General features: G+C 37.4%; 16 protein-coding genes and 1 pseudogene. 10 read left to right on the top strand and 7 right to left on the bottom strand.

All coding sequences use genetic code 11. From position 1 onward, the window contains the following. Nucleotides 1–649: 649 nt before the first annotated feature. Complete coding sequence (locus tag BC008_RS23370) at nucleotides 650–1,252, top strand: hypothetical protein (protein WP_153009649.1); 603 nt, start codon at nucleotides 650–652, stop codon at nucleotides 1,250–1,252. A gap of 45 nt (nucleotides 1,253–1,297) precedes the next feature. Here BC008_RS23370 and BC008_RS23365 read toward each other — a convergent pair whose 3' ends face one another. Beyond that, nucleotides 1,298–2,053 (bottom strand): MerR family transcriptional regulator, encoded by a 756-nt coding sequence (locus BC008_RS23365; RefSeq protein ID WP_036266023.1) that lies wholly within the window; start codon nucleotides 2,051–2,053, stop codon nucleotides 1,298–1,300. A 223-nt stretch (nucleotides 2,054–2,276) separates the two neighbouring features. Here BC008_RS23365 and BC008_RS23360 point away from each other — a divergent pair, with 223 nt between their 5' ends. Both BC008_RS23360 and BC008_RS23355 read left to right on the top strand, forming a co-directional pair. Further along, on the top strand, nucleotides 2,277–3,794 hold the full coding sequence (locus BC008_RS23360) for a type II toxin-antitoxin system HicB family antitoxin (RefSeq protein WP_058183908.1): 1,518 nt from the start codon (nucleotides 2,277–2,279) through the stop codon (nucleotides 3,792–3,794). Between the two features lie 284 nt (nucleotides 3,795–4,078). Continuing rightward, nucleotides 4,079–4,516, top strand: coding sequence for a hypothetical protein (locus BC008_RS23355; RefSeq protein WP_027844141.1), 438 nt, complete (start codon nucleotides 4,079–4,081; stop codon nucleotides 4,514–4,516). A gap of 61 nt (nucleotides 4,517–4,577) precedes the next feature. On the opposite strand, the gene BC008_RS23350 is transcribed toward BC008_RS23355, so the two are convergent. Both BC008_RS23350 and BC008_RS23345 read right to left on the bottom strand, forming a co-directional pair. Next, nucleotides 4,578–5,084, bottom strand: coding sequence for a GNAT family N-acetyltransferase (locus tag BC008_RS23350; protein WP_161938149.1), 507 nt, complete (start codon nucleotides 5,082–5,084; stop codon nucleotides 4,578–4,580). Nucleotides 5,085–5,224: 140 nt separating this feature from the next. Then, nucleotides 5,225–6,265, bottom strand: a complete 1,041-nt coding sequence (locus BC008_RS23345) for a hypothetical protein (RefSeq protein ID WP_036266019.1) — start codon at nucleotides 6,263–6,265, stop codon at nucleotides 5,225–5,227. 188 nt (nucleotides 6,266–6,453) lie between these two features. Here BC008_RS23345 and BC008_RS23340 point away from each other — a divergent pair, with 188 nt between their 5' ends. The 6 genes from BC008_RS23340 (at nucleotide 6,454) to BC008_RS23320 (ending at nucleotide 10,935) form a co-directional block, all read left to right on the top strand. Further along, nucleotides 6,454–7,044 (top strand): CDP-alcohol phosphatidyltransferase family protein, encoded by a 591-nt coding sequence (locus BC008_RS23340; protein WP_027846291.1) that lies wholly within the window; start codon nucleotides 6,454–6,456, stop codon nucleotides 7,042–7,044. Next, nucleotides 7,004–7,225 carry a pentapeptide repeat-containing protein gene (locus BC008_RS52790; protein ID WP_201026164.1) on the top strand — a complete coding sequence of 74 codons (222 nt, stop codon included), beginning with the start codon at nucleotides 7,004–7,006 and terminating at the stop codon, nucleotides 7,223–7,225. The genes BC008_RS23340 and BC008_RS52790 overlap by 41 nt, the downstream gene beginning before the upstream one ends. After that, nucleotides 7,149–8,078 carry a phosphatidate cytidylyltransferase gene (locus tag BC008_RS23335; RefSeq protein WP_201026163.1) on the top strand — a complete coding sequence of 310 codons (930 nt, stop codon included), beginning with the start codon at nucleotides 7,149–7,151 and terminating at the stop codon, nucleotides 8,076–8,078. Before BC008_RS52790 ends, BC008_RS23335 begins: the two co-directional genes overlap by 77 nt. Then, nucleotides 8,075–8,767 carry a lysophospholipid acyltransferase family protein gene (locus BC008_RS23330; protein WP_027846293.1) on the top strand — a complete coding sequence of 231 codons (693 nt, stop codon included), beginning with the start codon at nucleotides 8,075–8,077 and terminating at the stop codon, nucleotides 8,765–8,767. Before BC008_RS23335 ends, BC008_RS23330 begins: the two co-directional genes overlap by 4 nt. Nucleotides 8,768–8,821: 54 nt before the next feature. Next, nucleotides 8,822–9,682: a class I SAM-dependent methyltransferase family protein gene (locus BC008_RS23325; RefSeq protein WP_027846294.1), complete on the top strand. Its 861-nt coding sequence runs from the start codon at nucleotides 8,822–8,824 to the stop codon at nucleotides 9,680–9,682. 74 nt (nucleotides 9,683–9,756) lie between these two features. After that, nucleotides 9,757–10,935, top strand: coding sequence for a hypothetical protein (locus BC008_RS23320; protein ID WP_153009648.1), 1,179 nt, complete (start codon nucleotides 9,757–9,759; stop codon nucleotides 10,933–10,935). Between the two features lie 46 nt (nucleotides 10,936–10,981). Here BC008_RS23320 and BC008_RS23315 read toward each other — a convergent pair whose 3' ends face one another. Next, nucleotides 10,982–12,106: a saccharopine dehydrogenase family protein gene (locus BC008_RS23315; RefSeq protein ID WP_027846296.1), complete on the bottom strand. Its 1,125-nt coding sequence runs from the start codon at nucleotides 12,104–12,106 to the stop codon at nucleotides 10,982–10,984. A 110-nt stretch (nucleotides 12,107–12,216) separates the two neighbouring features. Here BC008_RS23315 and BC008_RS47590 point away from each other — a divergent pair. Next, nucleotides 12,217–13,351, top strand: a pseudogene (locus BC008_RS47590) (IS630 family transposase). Here the strand turns inward: BC008_RS47590 and BC008_RS48595 are convergent. The 3 genes from BC008_RS48595 to BC008_RS23295 all read right to left on the bottom strand — a co-directional run. Next, on the bottom strand, nucleotides 13,232–13,573 hold the full coding sequence (locus BC008_RS48595) for a DUF5615 family PIN-like protein (protein WP_235595916.1): 342 nt from the start codon (nucleotides 13,571–13,573) through the stop codon (nucleotides 13,232–13,234). The pseudogene BC008_RS47590 and the gene BC008_RS48595 sit on opposite strands and share 120 nt — an antisense overlap. Nucleotides 13,574–13,587: 14 nt before the next feature. Then, entirely contained in the window at nucleotides 13,588–13,818 is a 231-nt protein-coding gene (locus BC008_RS23300; RefSeq protein WP_027847058.1) for a DUF433 domain-containing protein, read from the bottom strand. Nucleotides 13,819–13,896: 78 nt separating this feature from the next. Next, on the bottom strand, nucleotides 13,897–14,702 hold an 806-nt coding region (locus tag BC008_RS23295), incomplete at its 5' end, for a type ISP restriction/modification enzyme (protein WP_321170087.1).

Here is a 14,702-nt window from a genome sequence, read left to right as displayed (position 1 = left end):
GCAAGATATGAGTTATTGATACTCCTAATTTATTAAAGAGCTTACTAAGACAGTGAGACTCTAAAGGATAAAAATAAATATATTTTCCTGAGTAAATAATCGCTATCGTTGAAAAATAACAACTTACTATCTACTTGATTTTTAATTTAATTAAATGCGTATATTTTGGTGTATTAAATAACTTATACCTTACAACGGGTATCTGATTTTTTATTTTGTTATTTGTTAACCTTAAATCAAATAAACGATAAGTTTGATGGCAGTAGAAATCTGTTTAAGTAAAAATTATCACTTTTACATATCGGGAAATATATAAAGAATTCAAAGACCGCTACTTATTTTTGAATTTCTTAATAAATTCACTTTGAAGTATAAATAAAAACCATAAAAGACTTTTAAATATCGTAAAGCTTTATAGTGCCTTAACCTTAGCTTAAAGACATAGTGAACTTGATAGTAACATGTAAGCCTCATGCATTATAGAGATGGTAAATTTGTTATTAAAGATTTTAGAGGTCTTTTGGTGTTTAAGATTAACTCAAGGTTAAAAAATATAAGGAAAGATATATTACATCAGCTTCAAAAACTTATACCATTCTTAGTTATTATTTACACTCCCGCACTCTGTATACTAGGGGGTTTATTAATTATGCATTGGTTGATAGGTTTAGATCTTTCCTATGCTGTGCGGGATACTTACGCTGTTTCCTATGACATTATTAAAAATATTCAACTAAGCAATCCAGAAGTATTTCTCGGAAAACTTGAATCTCTTCATTTCCCTATATATATTGGTTTTATTTCTAACTTGGGAGTTTTGCTGTGGTGTAGTACCACAGCCATATGTTTTTTTGCCTGCGTCTTAGTTTCTAAAAAATCGAAATCGAACCTATCCACATTCTTTTTTTGGTCTGCGAGTCTTTCCGGTATTATGCTGCTAGACGACCTATTTTTGATTCACGAACAGATCGCACCCATATATCTGAGAATAAACGAGAAAATCATTTTCATTTTTTACGGTCTATCGATTTTGACGTATTTTCTGCGTTGGCAGCGTCAAATTCTGAAAACTGAATATTCGCTTCTTCTTCTAGCATTGATGCTCTTTGCTCTGTCTATGTTTTTGGACGTAATTAATTATTCGGATGCTTTTCTTGAAGATAGCTTTAAGTTTCTTGGCATTTTGACTTGGAGTTCCTACTATATCCGGACTTGTTATATTCAGATTAGGCGTTGCACAAATCTGGTATGAATCGACGGTTGAAAGCGTTGAAAATTTCTTACAAATTGGGCAAAATCATCCCATTATGGCTGGCGGCTCGTCACTTAATATAGCTATCGCCCGAGCCATATACTCACAAGTCTCTCGATCTAAAGTATTTTGACTAGCTACGGCTATACCTTCTTGTTGATACATGGTATTTAAAGATTTCTCAATCTCAGGGTTACCACCAGTAAAAGCTTGAATTAAATTCATCCAACGTTGGGCTAATTCCTGTATTGTTTGACTTGCTGGGTCTGTACCCTTTTGCATTTCATTTTGAACTTGAGAAATTAGTTCTTTCCAAGCATCTTCCCCCTGACGAATTTGCTCATCTCCCAGTTGGAGTCTTCTTTGTTTGAGTTCTTCCAACTGTTCTTGGCTATAGTATTTTTCAAACATAGTTATTACCTTGATTGTTCCAATCAGATTGTGAATAGAAATATCTTTTTTTTGATTTAAAGTATCTGCGATCGTTTCAAGACGGTTATAAAGTTTGCGAGCAAGTTCTATCTGTTCTCTAAGACGGGATATATGTAAAGTAACTACACTGGATAAATTAAAGTTAGGATCCTCTAAACAGTTATGAATTTCATCTAAAGAAAACTCCAACTGTCTGAGAGATATGATTTGTTGTAAACAGACAATATCTTCTGGGGTATAAAGACGATGTCCTGTTTCAGTTCTTTCAGAAGGTTTGAGTAAACCGATTTCATCGTAATAATGGAGAGTTCGAATAGATATACCAGTCTGTTTTGCTAGTTCACCTACTTTTATTGATATAGGTTCCATATTTTTGACCCATAAACATAATTTTTATCACCTATAGTTGCTATGTTATTTCCTCACGTAACGTCAGGTGCAAGAGGAGATTGCAAAAAAGATAACTAGATATAGGAATAAATATCTTTATTCCTAATGTCCAGTTAAATTTTGTTTCTTATTTTCCTTAAAACTAATTTTGTGGGTGTTGTATAACAGGTATATCTCATTACAACTTGTAGTAACTATATCAATGGCTGGTAAAAACTATCGCGAACAACCAGCGGAGTATTATATGAGTCTGGAGTACCCAATGACAATTATTCCTCAAGACAAAGGAATATATATTGTAGAAATTCTAGACATACCTGGTTGTCGCTTTGAAGGTGAAAATTTACAAGAATTAGTAGAACTAGTAAAAAAATATAAATCAGACTGGATAAAACTTAGTCATAAAAGGGGAGAAGAAATTCCTCTTCCTTCCAACGGAAACATCAAGTATTTGGAAGGTGAAGTATTGCGTCTGAATAACAATTTATCTCGGCTGAAGAAGCGTTCTATAAGAAATAAAATTAAACTGCTTTGGATTTTTGAACAAATACTAGTTTTAATTTTAGGAATTTTTATTGGTATTCTCCTTCAACTGACAAATAAAAATTTACTTCCCCATTTTTTAAATAATCAGGAATTTATAGCAATAACTATTTCAGGGGCTTTTGGTGGATTGTTATCAAGTTTAAACTCAAAAGAACTGAGATTTCCTAAGATTAACAGACAGGGAATCATAAATTTTGGATTTTTGGGAGAATTATTAATTGGTATTGGTGGAGCTTACACGATTTTCCTTTTACTACCTTTTGATATCAGTAATGGTAACTATAATAGTGAAAATTTTATTGATGGAATTAAATTTATTGCGGTTGGTGTTATTGGTGGATTCTCAGGAAATTTAATTACTACAAGAGCAGCAGATAAGGTTATCCAACAATTAAAACGTAATGACGAAGATTTACTAGAAAAAGGTAAAGAACTCGAGCAAAGGAATCAAGAATTAAGTGAAATTATTCGTCGGAGAACTCAAGAGGCTGAATATTTATTAGAACGTATTACAAATGATGTTAGGGGTGTGAAAGAACAATATGATAAAGATGCTGATGCTTTGTCTCTGGTGATTAGACATCTGGATAAACATCATGGCTTAAACTCTGAACAGATTGACTTGATGAAGGAAAAGATTAAAGATGCTAGCCCATCTCAAAAAGTTCAAATGTTTTATTTAGCCAAAAAGGCAAGGGAAGAAAATTGGCAGATAAATAAGGAATATATGGAAAGGACAATTTCAGTATTTCAAGGTTTAATAGATAGTGACTCGGGAAAAAGATTTCATCGTAATTACGCTCAACTTGGCTATGCTCTAAAAGATAAATTATGCCCTGAATATACTCGTGCAATAGAAAATTTTAATACTGCGATCGCGATTAGAGATAATATTAGAAGTCAAGCAGGTTTTGGTCGGTATGAGATTAATCGTGCAATCTGTCGCATCATGTTAGATGAAAACTTTAGGGAACGTATAAAAAGTGATATGCAGATAAGAAAGCTAATATTTGATGATTTGATTGCAGGTTGCAGGGATGTAAGAGCAGCAGAACAAATTCCTTATAATACAACAGAACCAATAACTAGCTGGCTTGGTGTAAATGACATTTCTCTAGAAAATTTCTCATCTTCTATTATTCTCCATTACAAGTGGAATGACACTAATAAATAATATAAATAATATTTAGGTTGTTATAATAAGGTTATATTTATACTTTATTGCCCCCTGATGGTAATTAGTAAGTGAGATGCTTGTAATTATTAAATAATGCAATACTAATGTGGGGAATTGATAGGAACTTTAGTTGCAATTAGAAGTCTTAATAATAGTCAAAAACCCTTGGAACGAATTAATAGCTGGAAAACTAGTATTTAGTATAAAAAATACTGAGTATAAAAAAATGAGTATAAAACTCAATTGCAGCTACTAGCTTGGGTTTATTTTAGTAAACAAATATGTTAGACAGCAAACCTATCAATCTTCATTTTCTTAAGGTCTTTGGACTAAGTCTACCAATTGTGGTCGCATCCATAATTGGAGTTTCACAGTCTGCATATGCATGTTTACCAGACCTGGGAACTGAACCATCAACTCTCGAACAAAGGGTAAAGAGAACTCCAATCTTGTTTGAGGGAGTTGTTAACAAAGTGAGTGAAGAAGTACTTATAATTCAAGTCAATCAATATTTTAAAGGCAATGGGCCTAAAGTTGTGAGGCTGAGAGGCTTTAATTCTACCTCCTGCGATGATTTTATCGATAAACCTGGAGGACGCTTTCTATTTTTTGCTGAAAAAAAGGACAATCGAGCTTGGAAAGCAGTTTATGATGGAGCATTTGGTTCGGTGCGCGCTTGGAATTCCCAAACTGAAGCAGAGCTAAGAAAATTAAAATGAACTGACGTTAAACCTGCAAAAACTTTAAGAGATAAGTTTAGAAGTATTCGGGAAAATCGCTCTAGTAATTATTTTTAGAGTAATTATTTTTAGAATAAGTGGGAGAATTTTCCAAATTCAGGATCATAATTAGGAAATATTTACCATCTTGCTTTCTTTGAAATCTTTCAATTTCTTTAAAGCCAGCTTTTTCACATATCCTTAAAGCTTGTTGATTAAATTCCGCAACGGTAACACGAAACAAAGTTGCTAAAAACTTGGCGTTACCAAAATCAATTATGGCATTGATTGTACGCAAAGCAAGTCCCCGTTTGGTAAACCTAGGATTCATTCCAAGTCCTATATCAAGTGCTTCAACACTGTAATTACCATCACTTACCCGCGCTTCTGTTCCAAAACAGCAATGTGCTACAAGTTCACTATTACTATTGGTCAAGCTGTAATAAGCATTTTGGGGGTTGGTAAATTCCTGTATATTTTCCTCTATGTGGGAGGAGTCGGGATTATAAAAATCATAAGGTTTTTCATAACGCCAGTTTAAGATTATACGTGCGTTGTTTTCATTCATTGGTGAGAAGAAAAAAGACATAAAAATTCTTATATTATTTCTTAATATTCACTTAATATTCAATTTATAGATATTGGGGATTAAGCTTCAGTTCTTTTGAAATTGAAATTAGCGATCGAGAACATCTCAGATTCTTGATTTCAAGAAACAATATTGCTCATAGCTTTCTGGATATCAAGCTTCAGGAATCGATCAACTGCTTGGTACATCCAATAAAGTGGTAATTTAGGGTCAGAACCAGTTTTCTGAAATCCCAATGCTTGTCCTAATTCTGCATAACTGGGATGAATGATTAAGGTATACATATCCCATAAATTGGGAAAATCTTCTTTCATCCTACCAAGAGTTTGTTGCGCATCCTGTAAGAACAGAACTTGAGCTTGTTTTTGATAGGAACTATCAATCATCCAACTGCGGACAAAAACAGAGCGACAGGTTTCATCTCCTGGTAAAGCGATTTTAAACGGGTCGACTTCAGTAACTCGACTTAGATGAAGTCCTTGACTGGGAGGAGCAAAAAATTTAATTTCTGATTCCCGCAGAGTAGGATAAAGAACATAAAACCCTACAGGATTCTGATTATCACTGCGCCGTAATACTCGCATTCCCCCTGCATATTGACTCGCCCAATCGCGGAGAATATTGGCGATGCGGTAAGGTACGGTATCTGTATTCCGATTGAGCCAATTGTAATTACTGGCCAGCATATTAGCAATGGGAATTGCATCGCTGCGTAAATCGAAAGCATCTGGTTTAACGATCGCTGTAGAATCTAAGGTATGGTGCTCTAAAAGTTCTGGGAGTGGTTGAATTTCAATTTGGGTACAATTACCATCAAAGTGTTTTCTAATTAGCCCCAAAGCAACCAATTTATCCAGCATCATACCAGCCGAACGCTCGCCCCCTCGTTCTCGATCGCTATAAAATATATCTGCAGCTTGGTGGCAACTACATTCCACCCAACCTTGAGGAAATGCTAACTCCTTTAAGGGTAACTTTGGCAGAGTATGACGAGTTTGAGAATCTTTCAAAAACAAATATAGCCAAAGACGAACAAAGCATTCAGCTCGCCATCGTGTCATCCCTACCCTTTGCATCAGCGATTTAACATACAGTTGACGCTGTGCTTGGGGGAGCCATTGCTCAAACTTTTCAGGATTAAACGCAGATAATTCTGACATGATGGCTACGGATAAGAATAAGAAAATAATCTTGCTTTGATACCGAGCATAACAAATTCTTCGCAAAAACTTCGATCTGCTTCGACCTCCTTCTTCACCATTCGAGAGTGGTACGGTATGCTCGATCGGGTCATTTTTATTGCAGAGGTATGGTCTTTATATTTAGGGTATGAGTTTTTGCAAGGCTGATGTTTACCCTATATCAATTTAAACCTGCATTCCAAAATTGTCTTCGTCCGTTAGTTAATCGGTTCGCAACCTGGCAAATTTCCCCTAATCAGATTACAGTGTCGGCGATTTTGCTATCTGTTGCTATGGGTTTAACAATTACTTTTTATCCCCAATCTAAATTTGTGTTTTTGTTGTTTCCCATAATTTTGTTGCTAAGAATGGCGCTTAATGCGATTGATGGGATGCTTGCTCGCGAACAGAATTTAACAACAGACATGGGATTTGTACTCAACGAACTGGGAGATATTATTTCTGACGTTGCACTCTACCTACCTTTTAGTTTTATTCCAGGTATTAAAGCACCTTGGATCATAACCATCGTTATCCTTGCCATTATTGCCGAAATTATTGGGTTTTTAAAATTCATAATCGACAACAAGCGTAGCTATGAAGGACCAATGGGTAAGAGCGATCGCGCCTTATTTTTCGCCATCATTAGTCTGGTACTAGGATTTGGAATTCAACTTGAATCTATCTCTTTTATGAACAGTATTTGGGTAGGAATGGTTGTTCTCCTACTGTGGACGATATTCAATCGCAGTCAATAGCCATTTCACAAGGATATGTCATGAACATAAGTTTACTAATTGTGAATTTACCGGTTGTCAACTTACCAATTGTCAACTCACTGGTTGTCAATTTATCAACTTCAGTGCTTTTAACTCTGGCTGGAATTTATGGGTTACTGGTTATTTCCACAGCAATTATCTACACTTTAGGATTTTATAATCCTCAGAAAGACTACAGCGAACTGAAAGACCGCATCAAGTCTTGGTGGGTGATGGTGACTATTTTCAGTTTGGCACTATTTCTTAATCGCACTGTTTCTATTATCTTTTTCGGCTTTCTAAGTTTTCTCGCGCTCAAGGAATATCTTTCCCTAATTCCAACTCGTCTCGCAGACCGTCAGGTTTTGTTATGGGCATATTTTGCCATATTACTTCAGTATTTCTGGATTTACATTGGCTGGTACGGGATGTTTCTCATCTTCATTCCCATCTATATGTTTCTGTTCCTACCCATGCAGATGGTGTTAATTGGTGAAAATCAAGGTTTTTTAAATGCTATTAGCACCCTTCAATGGGGATTGATGTTAACTGTTTACACCATTAGTCATCTTTCCTATTTACTGATGCTACCACCCGAAGGAAATCCCATTGCTCGTGGTGCAGGCTTACTGGTATATCTGGTGGTGCTGACAGAAATTAACGATATTGCTCAATACGTTACCGGTAAAATTTTGGGCGATCGCAAAATTCTTCCTAAAGTCAGTCCGGGAAAAACTGTAGAAGGATTATTGGGCGGTATATTGGTCACTACAGGATTAGCGATTGCTCTCGCACCTTGGCTAACTCCCTTCCATACAATGCACGCTTTATATGTGGGACTCATCCTCAGTTTGACCGGATTTATTGGTGATGTGAATATTTCTGCCTTAAAGCGAGACTTGAATATCAAAGATAGTGGAACTATTATCCCCGGTCATGGTGGTATTTTGGACCGCATTGATAGTTTAATTTATACAGCGCCTCTATTCTTCCACTTCACCGTTTACTTCTATTATCGGGGGCAATTTTTATGAACCGAGTTCTGAAATTCCTCTTTGTACTAATTGCTAAGTTTGTGGTGTTTGTTATTCTTGGCTTGCGTGTCAGACATAAGGAATTACTACCAAGTACTGGTCCCGCTATTTTGGTTGCGAATCACAATAGTCATTTAGACACCCTCGCCATAATGTCTCTCTTCCCATTATCGATGGCGCATAACCTTCGTCCCTTAGCCAATGAACAATATTTCCTTCAGAAAAATTCTTACTTAGCCTGGTTTTCTCGCCATGTTTTAGATATCATTCCAGTCCGTTGCAACTCAAATCAAGAAGATTCTCCTAAAGAAAATTCTCCCAAGGAAAATTCTCCCAAAGACATTTGTACCAAACACCGCACCTTTTTTAAAGATTGTGCAGCCGCTTTAGCACAAAACCAAATTCTAATTCTTTATCCTGAAGGATCCAGAGGCGAACCTGAGTCCCTAAAAGAGTTTAGATGTGGTATTACTCATCTTGCAAAACGACATCCCAATGTTCCTATTGTTCCCATTTTTATCTATGGACTTGGTAAAGCCTTACCAAAGGGGAAATTTCTGCTAGTACCTTTTCTATGCTCTATGTTTATCGGTCAAGCACTCTATTGGGGTGGAGATAAACAAACCTTTCTTCACAAATTGAGAGAACGAATGCAGACTTTGTCAGCAGAACAAATGCTCGCGACTTGAGTAAAAAACCTATTTTATCCAAAGTTTACTATTTTATTTTTCTTAGAGGTCAAAATGTTACAAGAATCATTATCAACTTACGAAAAACTCCTACGCCCATTACCTGCATGGAATCCTAAAGCCTGGTATTACGGATTATTGAGTATGTCACTCAAAACAGTTGGAAAATTATCTAATGGAATTCGGATTGGCTTTCAGTATGGATTCGATTCTGGGGTGATGCTGGAGTACGTTTATGCAAATCAACCGAGTGGTATTACACCATTAGGGACACTTATTGATTGGTTCTATCTCAACTCCCAAGGATGGCGCGGTATTCGACAGCGTTCTAAGTTACTCAAAAGTACTCTGCGGGAGGTATTACAGTCTTACCAACAGCAAAATATTCCTTGCAGTTTATTAGATGTAGCTTGTGGAGGTGGTCGTTACGATTTGGAAGTTTTACAAGAGTTTCAGGATAAGAAATTTGCAGCAACCCTAAGGGATTATAAATTAGAAAACGTTACCAAAGCCTGTCAATTGGCGATGGACTTGGGAGTTACAGCCCAAATCCAACAAGCTGATGCTTTCAATGATGAAAGTCTGGAGCGAGTACAACCCCGACCTAATGTAATTGTTGTTTCTGGATTACATGAAATTTTGCCAGATGATCACTTAATCGAGCATCACTTTAAGCAGCTTTATCAAATTATGGAAGCTCCAGGAACCCTAATTTTCACCATTCAACCCAATCATCCCCAGTTAGAATTAATTGCTCGTACCTTACCCACTCATACCGGTCGTCTTTGGGTGATGCGGTTGCGCTCTTGGGAATTGACTCGTCAATGGGCTGCAAATGCAGGATTTGATAACTTTCAGGTTTGTATGGAACCGAATGGAATCTTTGGGGTTGTTACAGCGCGGAAGAATCCATAATGGGAATAACTAATTTCGATATTACTAAGATTCGCTCAAAATACTCAGATTTAGGGTCGAGGAAAGTGAATAAATTGATATACACGCTGGGGTTATCATTGGCGATCGCATTTACCTCATTCGTGGGCTTCGCCTCTGCTGAACCCAATGTGATTTATCAGTACAACAATATACCCGTATTGCGAAATCACGTACTTACAATTGACGATCTTGAAGCCCGTAGTGTGATACCCAGTGAAATCGCCAATCAGCAACGGCAGTTTTATGCAGTTCAAGCCTCAAAGATTCGAGGAGAGAGTGTAACTGTTACGAACCTTCGCAATTGGAATAGGTTCAAAGCACTCTTCCGAGTTCAGACAATTGCGAAAGTTTTAGCTGTGATCGTCAGCATAATAGGGGCCTTATTCTTTCTTGGTGGAGTACTTTCACGCATTTCCTGGATGATAATTGCGATCGTTAAGGAGCTTCTAGCTAAGATACCTATTCCTGTGTACGAAGTTATCTTCTGTGTCGCAGGAGCTTACTTGATGTTATTCCTTGAGGGACTGTCCCCAAATCTCTTCGGTGCGCTGATTTTTTTCTTGAGTCTGCTCTTATTTCATGGAAAGAAAACTTGCGATCTAAGTCTAGATTCAGAGATTAAAGCAGACTTCGTATCTGGAATGTGCTTGGTTATCTATGCAGGGTCAGCCTGGTGGAACCAAAGTATTGCTGTGGCGGTGTTGGCTTCCTTAGCTTTTATTGCCTTCTTTGGATTTAAGCTGATAGCAGGACCTTTAAGCCTGTTGATTGGTTTTGATAGTGAGGATAAAGCAGGTCAAGGAACATTCGCTGCAGGATGTTTAATGAGCTTTGGCATAATACTGACTCAGAATTATCTTCCTAGTTCTATTGATGTGTTCCAAACCGGTGCGCTGTTTGCTGGAACTTTTGTGTATTTTTTGGGGATGACGATACTTTCCTCCAAGTGGGTGGCTAGTAAAAATTATTGGCTAAGAAACGTCATTACCTTTGTCAGTGGTTTGGCAATGATTTGGGCAGCAACTTCTCTAGAGCTTGGGATGGTGAATGCTATTGCTGGAACATTTTTCGTCTTATTTATCATGGATAAATATGTTGAGTTGTGTACCCTATGGGTAAAAGACGAGATAAGTTTTGGGGCTTCTCTTTTGGGAGCAGGGCTAGCAGGGTTTGGACTCATTAGAGTTATAGAATTGCATCCTCAATACTTCATTTTTCACTTATTTAGCTAGTTTTTTAGTAATCCTGGAAAGGATACCAAGGATAAACCACTGAAATCTATTTGATTTGAATACTAACTCTTACTCCCAATCTTTCTATATCCTTAAAAAACTGTGTTGGTTCAACCAAATGAGCCTGGAACCATAATCCAGGCTTTCGAATACTTCCGTTGAGATACTGTAGTAGACAAGCAATAACAGGAATCGCAGTTAAAGTATAAGGATTATCATGGGTAAGTCTCATATGCATCAAGCTATTTTTCTTGTTTTTCAAACCCTTCGCCTCTAATTGTATAACTGCCCCAAAAGGAGGTTTACTAAAAGTTTTTAATCCCCAACTAAAGAGTTTTCCCATAGGGATTTTAGCTTTTTCTCGAAATATTTTAAAAGCAGCAAATGCAATAGGCATGATGATATAATCACTCATCCAATTGAATCCTGAAATATAAAAACCAGTTTCATTAAGCGATGGAATAGAATCTGGCAATGAGCGTAATTCTTCTAAGAACATGGGTGGACAGTATCGTTCACCGAAAACTTCACCAAAATCGAATTTTGGAAGTTCTTGCATGCTCATTGCGATCCATTTTTTGTTTTTCAGTACCAACGGATTGAAATTAATCAATTCGTCAATAAATTCAGCAGTAGTAGATTCTGAAAACAGTAATTCTTTCCAATTTAATTGAAAAGCAGCACTAATGTTAGCGACTTTCAATGTATCAAATTTAGTAGCTGCGTATCGTACCATTGCCGCCGGTACGCCAGGGTGAAAGCCACCATCTGTAATAAAACATCTTCCCTTTCTTTCAATTTTATCCCGCAAAGAGTTAAGTACAGCTAATTTTGCAGGGGAAGAAAGCTGAACATCCAGATAATCTGCTCCTGCTTCGAGGGCTAGTTCGGCAACGTTACGAGTGTAGTTAATTGTACTTGATGCCACAACAACTAGATTAACACTATCAAAAGCTGCTTTTAAACTACTTTTATTAGCAGCATCTACTTGTTTACTTGAGACGCGATAATTGCGATGAAATTCGTGATTTAAATCATCTGCTGCTCGCTGTGCTCGCCCTAGATTCCTTCCAGCGATAACAATTTGAACATCACTTTCCTGTAAAAGCAATTTGGAAATTAGTAAGCCTGTATTGCCATATCCTCCTAGGATTATAATTCTTGTTTGCATGTCCCACTCCGATCTCACTGGCTAATAACTAGTAGTCTACCAAGTCAACTTTGCCTGGTAATAGCGGATGCTGATAAACTACTTAAAAACATAGAGTTCAGGGCAGCATCATGGCGAAAAAATACATCGTGGATTTAAGCGAAGAAGAGTTATCATACTTACAATCGGTAACTAGAAAAGGTAAGCACAAAGCAAGAACTATTACCCGAGCCAAAATTCTTATTATGGCGAATGAAGGATGTTTAGATGCAGCGATCGCTTCAAATCTAAGAGTCAATGTTTCAACCGTTGAGCGAACCCGTGAAAAATTCGTAGTGGGGGGATTAGAATATGCGATAAAAGACCGTCCACACCCACGGAAACCTCGCAAACTTGATGGCAAGCCAGAAGCATTTTTGATAGCCACAGCTTGTTCTACTCCACCAGGAGGACGTACTCGTTGGACGATGCAGCTTTTAGCAGATCAACTTGTAAGTCTTGGTATGGTAGACTCAGTTTCTGACGAAACAGTGCGTCAAACCCTAAAAAAAACGAGGTAAAACCTTGGTTAAGGGAACAGTGGTGTATTTCTGAAGTCAACTCGGAGTACATCTTAAGGATGGAAGATGTGTTGGATTTATACAATGAGCCTTACGACCCAAAACGTCCAGTAATTTGCTTTGATGAGACTCCATATCAACTGATAGAAGAAGTTAGAACGCCGTTACCTCCAGAACCAGACCAACCGGAACGTTATGACTTTGAGTATAAAAGAAACGGTAACGTTAACTTATTTGCATATTTTCAACCATTAGTAGGTTGGCGACATATTGAAGTTACCCAGCGGCGCACGTTCGTGGCGCATGCCGCGCGTCTTCCAAAGTAGATTTTGCAAAGCAAATGAAGAATTTAGTTGATATTTACTGTCCAGAGGCTGAAGTAATTCGTTTGGTTGTTGATAATTTAAATATACATAATCGGGCCGCATTATATGAAGTTTTTGAGCCACAAGAGGCACGCCGAATAATACAAAAATTAGAGTTTCATTACACACCAAAACATGCTTCTTGGTTAAATCAAGTAGAAATTGAACTATCAGTTTTGTCTCGTCAGTGCTTAGAGCGAAGAATTCCAAAAGTACAAATATTAAAATCTGAAATTGCTGCTTGGGAGAAACGACGCAATGAAGAACGCGCAACTGTAAACTGGCGCTTTAAAACTACGGATGCCAGAAATAAATTTGAACGGTTTTATCCTGCTATTTAACCCCGCAAAGTTTGCTTGGCGAACTACTAGNGGTGTATTGGCTTGAGTTGCTGCTAGCAAAGTTCCAAAATCTAAATCGTGAGTAAAAACGATGTAATTATTATTTCTTGCCCATTCCATAATAACCGTATCTTTCGCATCCGGCTTACCAATAGTAGACCAGTGAACAGCTTCGATATCGTACCTCTTAAAAACTCCAACCCAATCGGGGGAGAGATTCATATCAATCAAAATCTTCATGCACTTTGTAGAGGTACTTCAATTTCTTCAACTCGCCAAGCAGCGTAAGCAAGGGCTTCGTAAATATCAGCTTCTTCCAGGTAGGGATATGCTTTTAGAATATCATTGGGTGTATGTCCGGATGCCATTAAGCCGACAATAGCACCTACTGTGACACGCATTCCTCGGATACAGGGTTTACCACCCATTATTTCTGGATTTAAAGTAATTCTGGTTAGGTTTTTCATAGATAGTCATTTTGTTAGTTATTAAACAAACTATTTCCAATTATTTCCCTTTTATTGTAATGGAGGGATTGCTCCACGCTAATTTAACGGAAAGTCGGGTATAGCTTGATCGATTTTATTCATCAGTTTTATAGTTTCTTGCAATGCTACTACTATGCGTTGATAGTGTTGGATATCTTCTTGGCTGAGAGTGCGCTTTTTACGGTCTTTTAACCATTTGTGACAAACTTGATAGCCACCAACGTGAAAATTCCAGACTTTTTCTGGTACTCCGGTAAAACCGTCACCTTTTTTATTGATGGTGACTTTATTGTTTGCGTATGCTTTGTTCGCAGAACCAATTGCAACTTCTTTACCACCACCATTTTCTACAAATTGAGTTATTGGGTTATTCAGTTTGGGGGATTTCATTAGGTGGAGTGTGACTAATTCTTCACCGTATGCGGATAGTTGTTGGAAAAGTTTGTCTGATGAAGTGAGGGGTACGCGGGGAAAGTCGATTTTTAGGAATTCAGCGTAGCGATCGCGGTAGGTGGGTGAGTGGAAGATGGCGTAGATGTAATAGAAGATGGCTTCTGGGGTAGGGGTATAGCCGAGTTTTGAAGTGATATCTTTGAGGAATTCGGGAGAGAGGTTGGGACGGACTGATTCTTCTAATTCTTTTGGGTTATTTGGGTTTGGATAAAGGTAGAGGGGAAAGAGATAGTTAATTTCCCTAGTTTTATTAGATACAACACAGCTTTCAATGATAGAGTTTGTTACCCCACACAAACTCCATTCACTTTGTTGGGACTGTTGACGACTGGAAATTATAGCAATCGCCAGCTTAGTTAGGACGTAAGGTAAGATAGATCGAGAAGTGATTAGTCTGGACAATTCCAATG

Origin of the sequence: Mastigocoleus testarum BC008 (genome assembly GCF_001456025.1) — a bacterium.
Lineage (GTDB): Bacteria > Cyanobacteriota > Cyanobacteriia > Cyanobacteriales > Nostocaceae > Mastigocoleus > Mastigocoleus testarum.
This window is presented reverse-complemented; position numbering and strand designations above follow the sequence as displayed.

Coding starts and splice junctions, on each gene's coding strand:
- BC008_RS23365 (WP_036266023.1), bottom strand. CDS start 2,053: ATGGAACCTATATCAATAAAAGTAGGTGAACTAGCAAAACAGACTGGT.
- BC008_RS23355 (WP_027844141.1), top strand. CDS start 4,079: ATGTTAGACAGCAAACCTATCAATCTTCATTTTCTTAAGGTCTTTGGA.
- BC008_RS23340 (WP_027846291.1), top strand. CDS start 6,454: ATGTTTACCCTATATCAATTTAAACCTGCATTCCAAAATTGTCTTCGT.
- BC008_RS23350 (WP_161938149.1), bottom strand. CDS start 5,084: ATGAATGAAAACAACGCACGTATAATCTTAAACTGGCGTTATGAAAAA.
- BC008_RS23370 (WP_153009649.1), top strand. CDS start 650: ATGCATTGGTTGATAGGTTTAGATCTTTCCTATGCTGTGCGGGATACT.
- BC008_RS23330 (WP_027846293.1), top strand. CDS start 8,075: ATGAACCGAGTTCTGAAATTCCTCTTTGTACTAATTGCTAAGTTTGTG.
- BC008_RS23325 (WP_027846294.1), top strand. CDS start 8,822: ATGTTACAAGAATCATTATCAACTTACGAAAAACTCCTACGCCCATTA.
- BC008_RS23360 (WP_058183908.1), top strand. CDS start 2,277: ATGGCTGGTAAAAACTATCGCGAACAACCAGCGGAGTATTATATGAGT.
- BC008_RS23300 (WP_027847058.1), bottom strand. CDS start 13,818: ATGAAAAACCTAACCAGAATTACTTTAAATCCAGAAATAATGGGTGGT.
- BC008_RS23345 (WP_036266019.1), bottom strand. CDS start 6,265: ATGTCAGAATTATCTGCGTTTAATCCTGAAAAGTTTGAGCAATGGCTC.
- BC008_RS23315 (WP_027846296.1), bottom strand. CDS start 12,106: ATGCAAACAAGAATTATAATCCTAGGAGGATATGGCAATACAGGCTTA.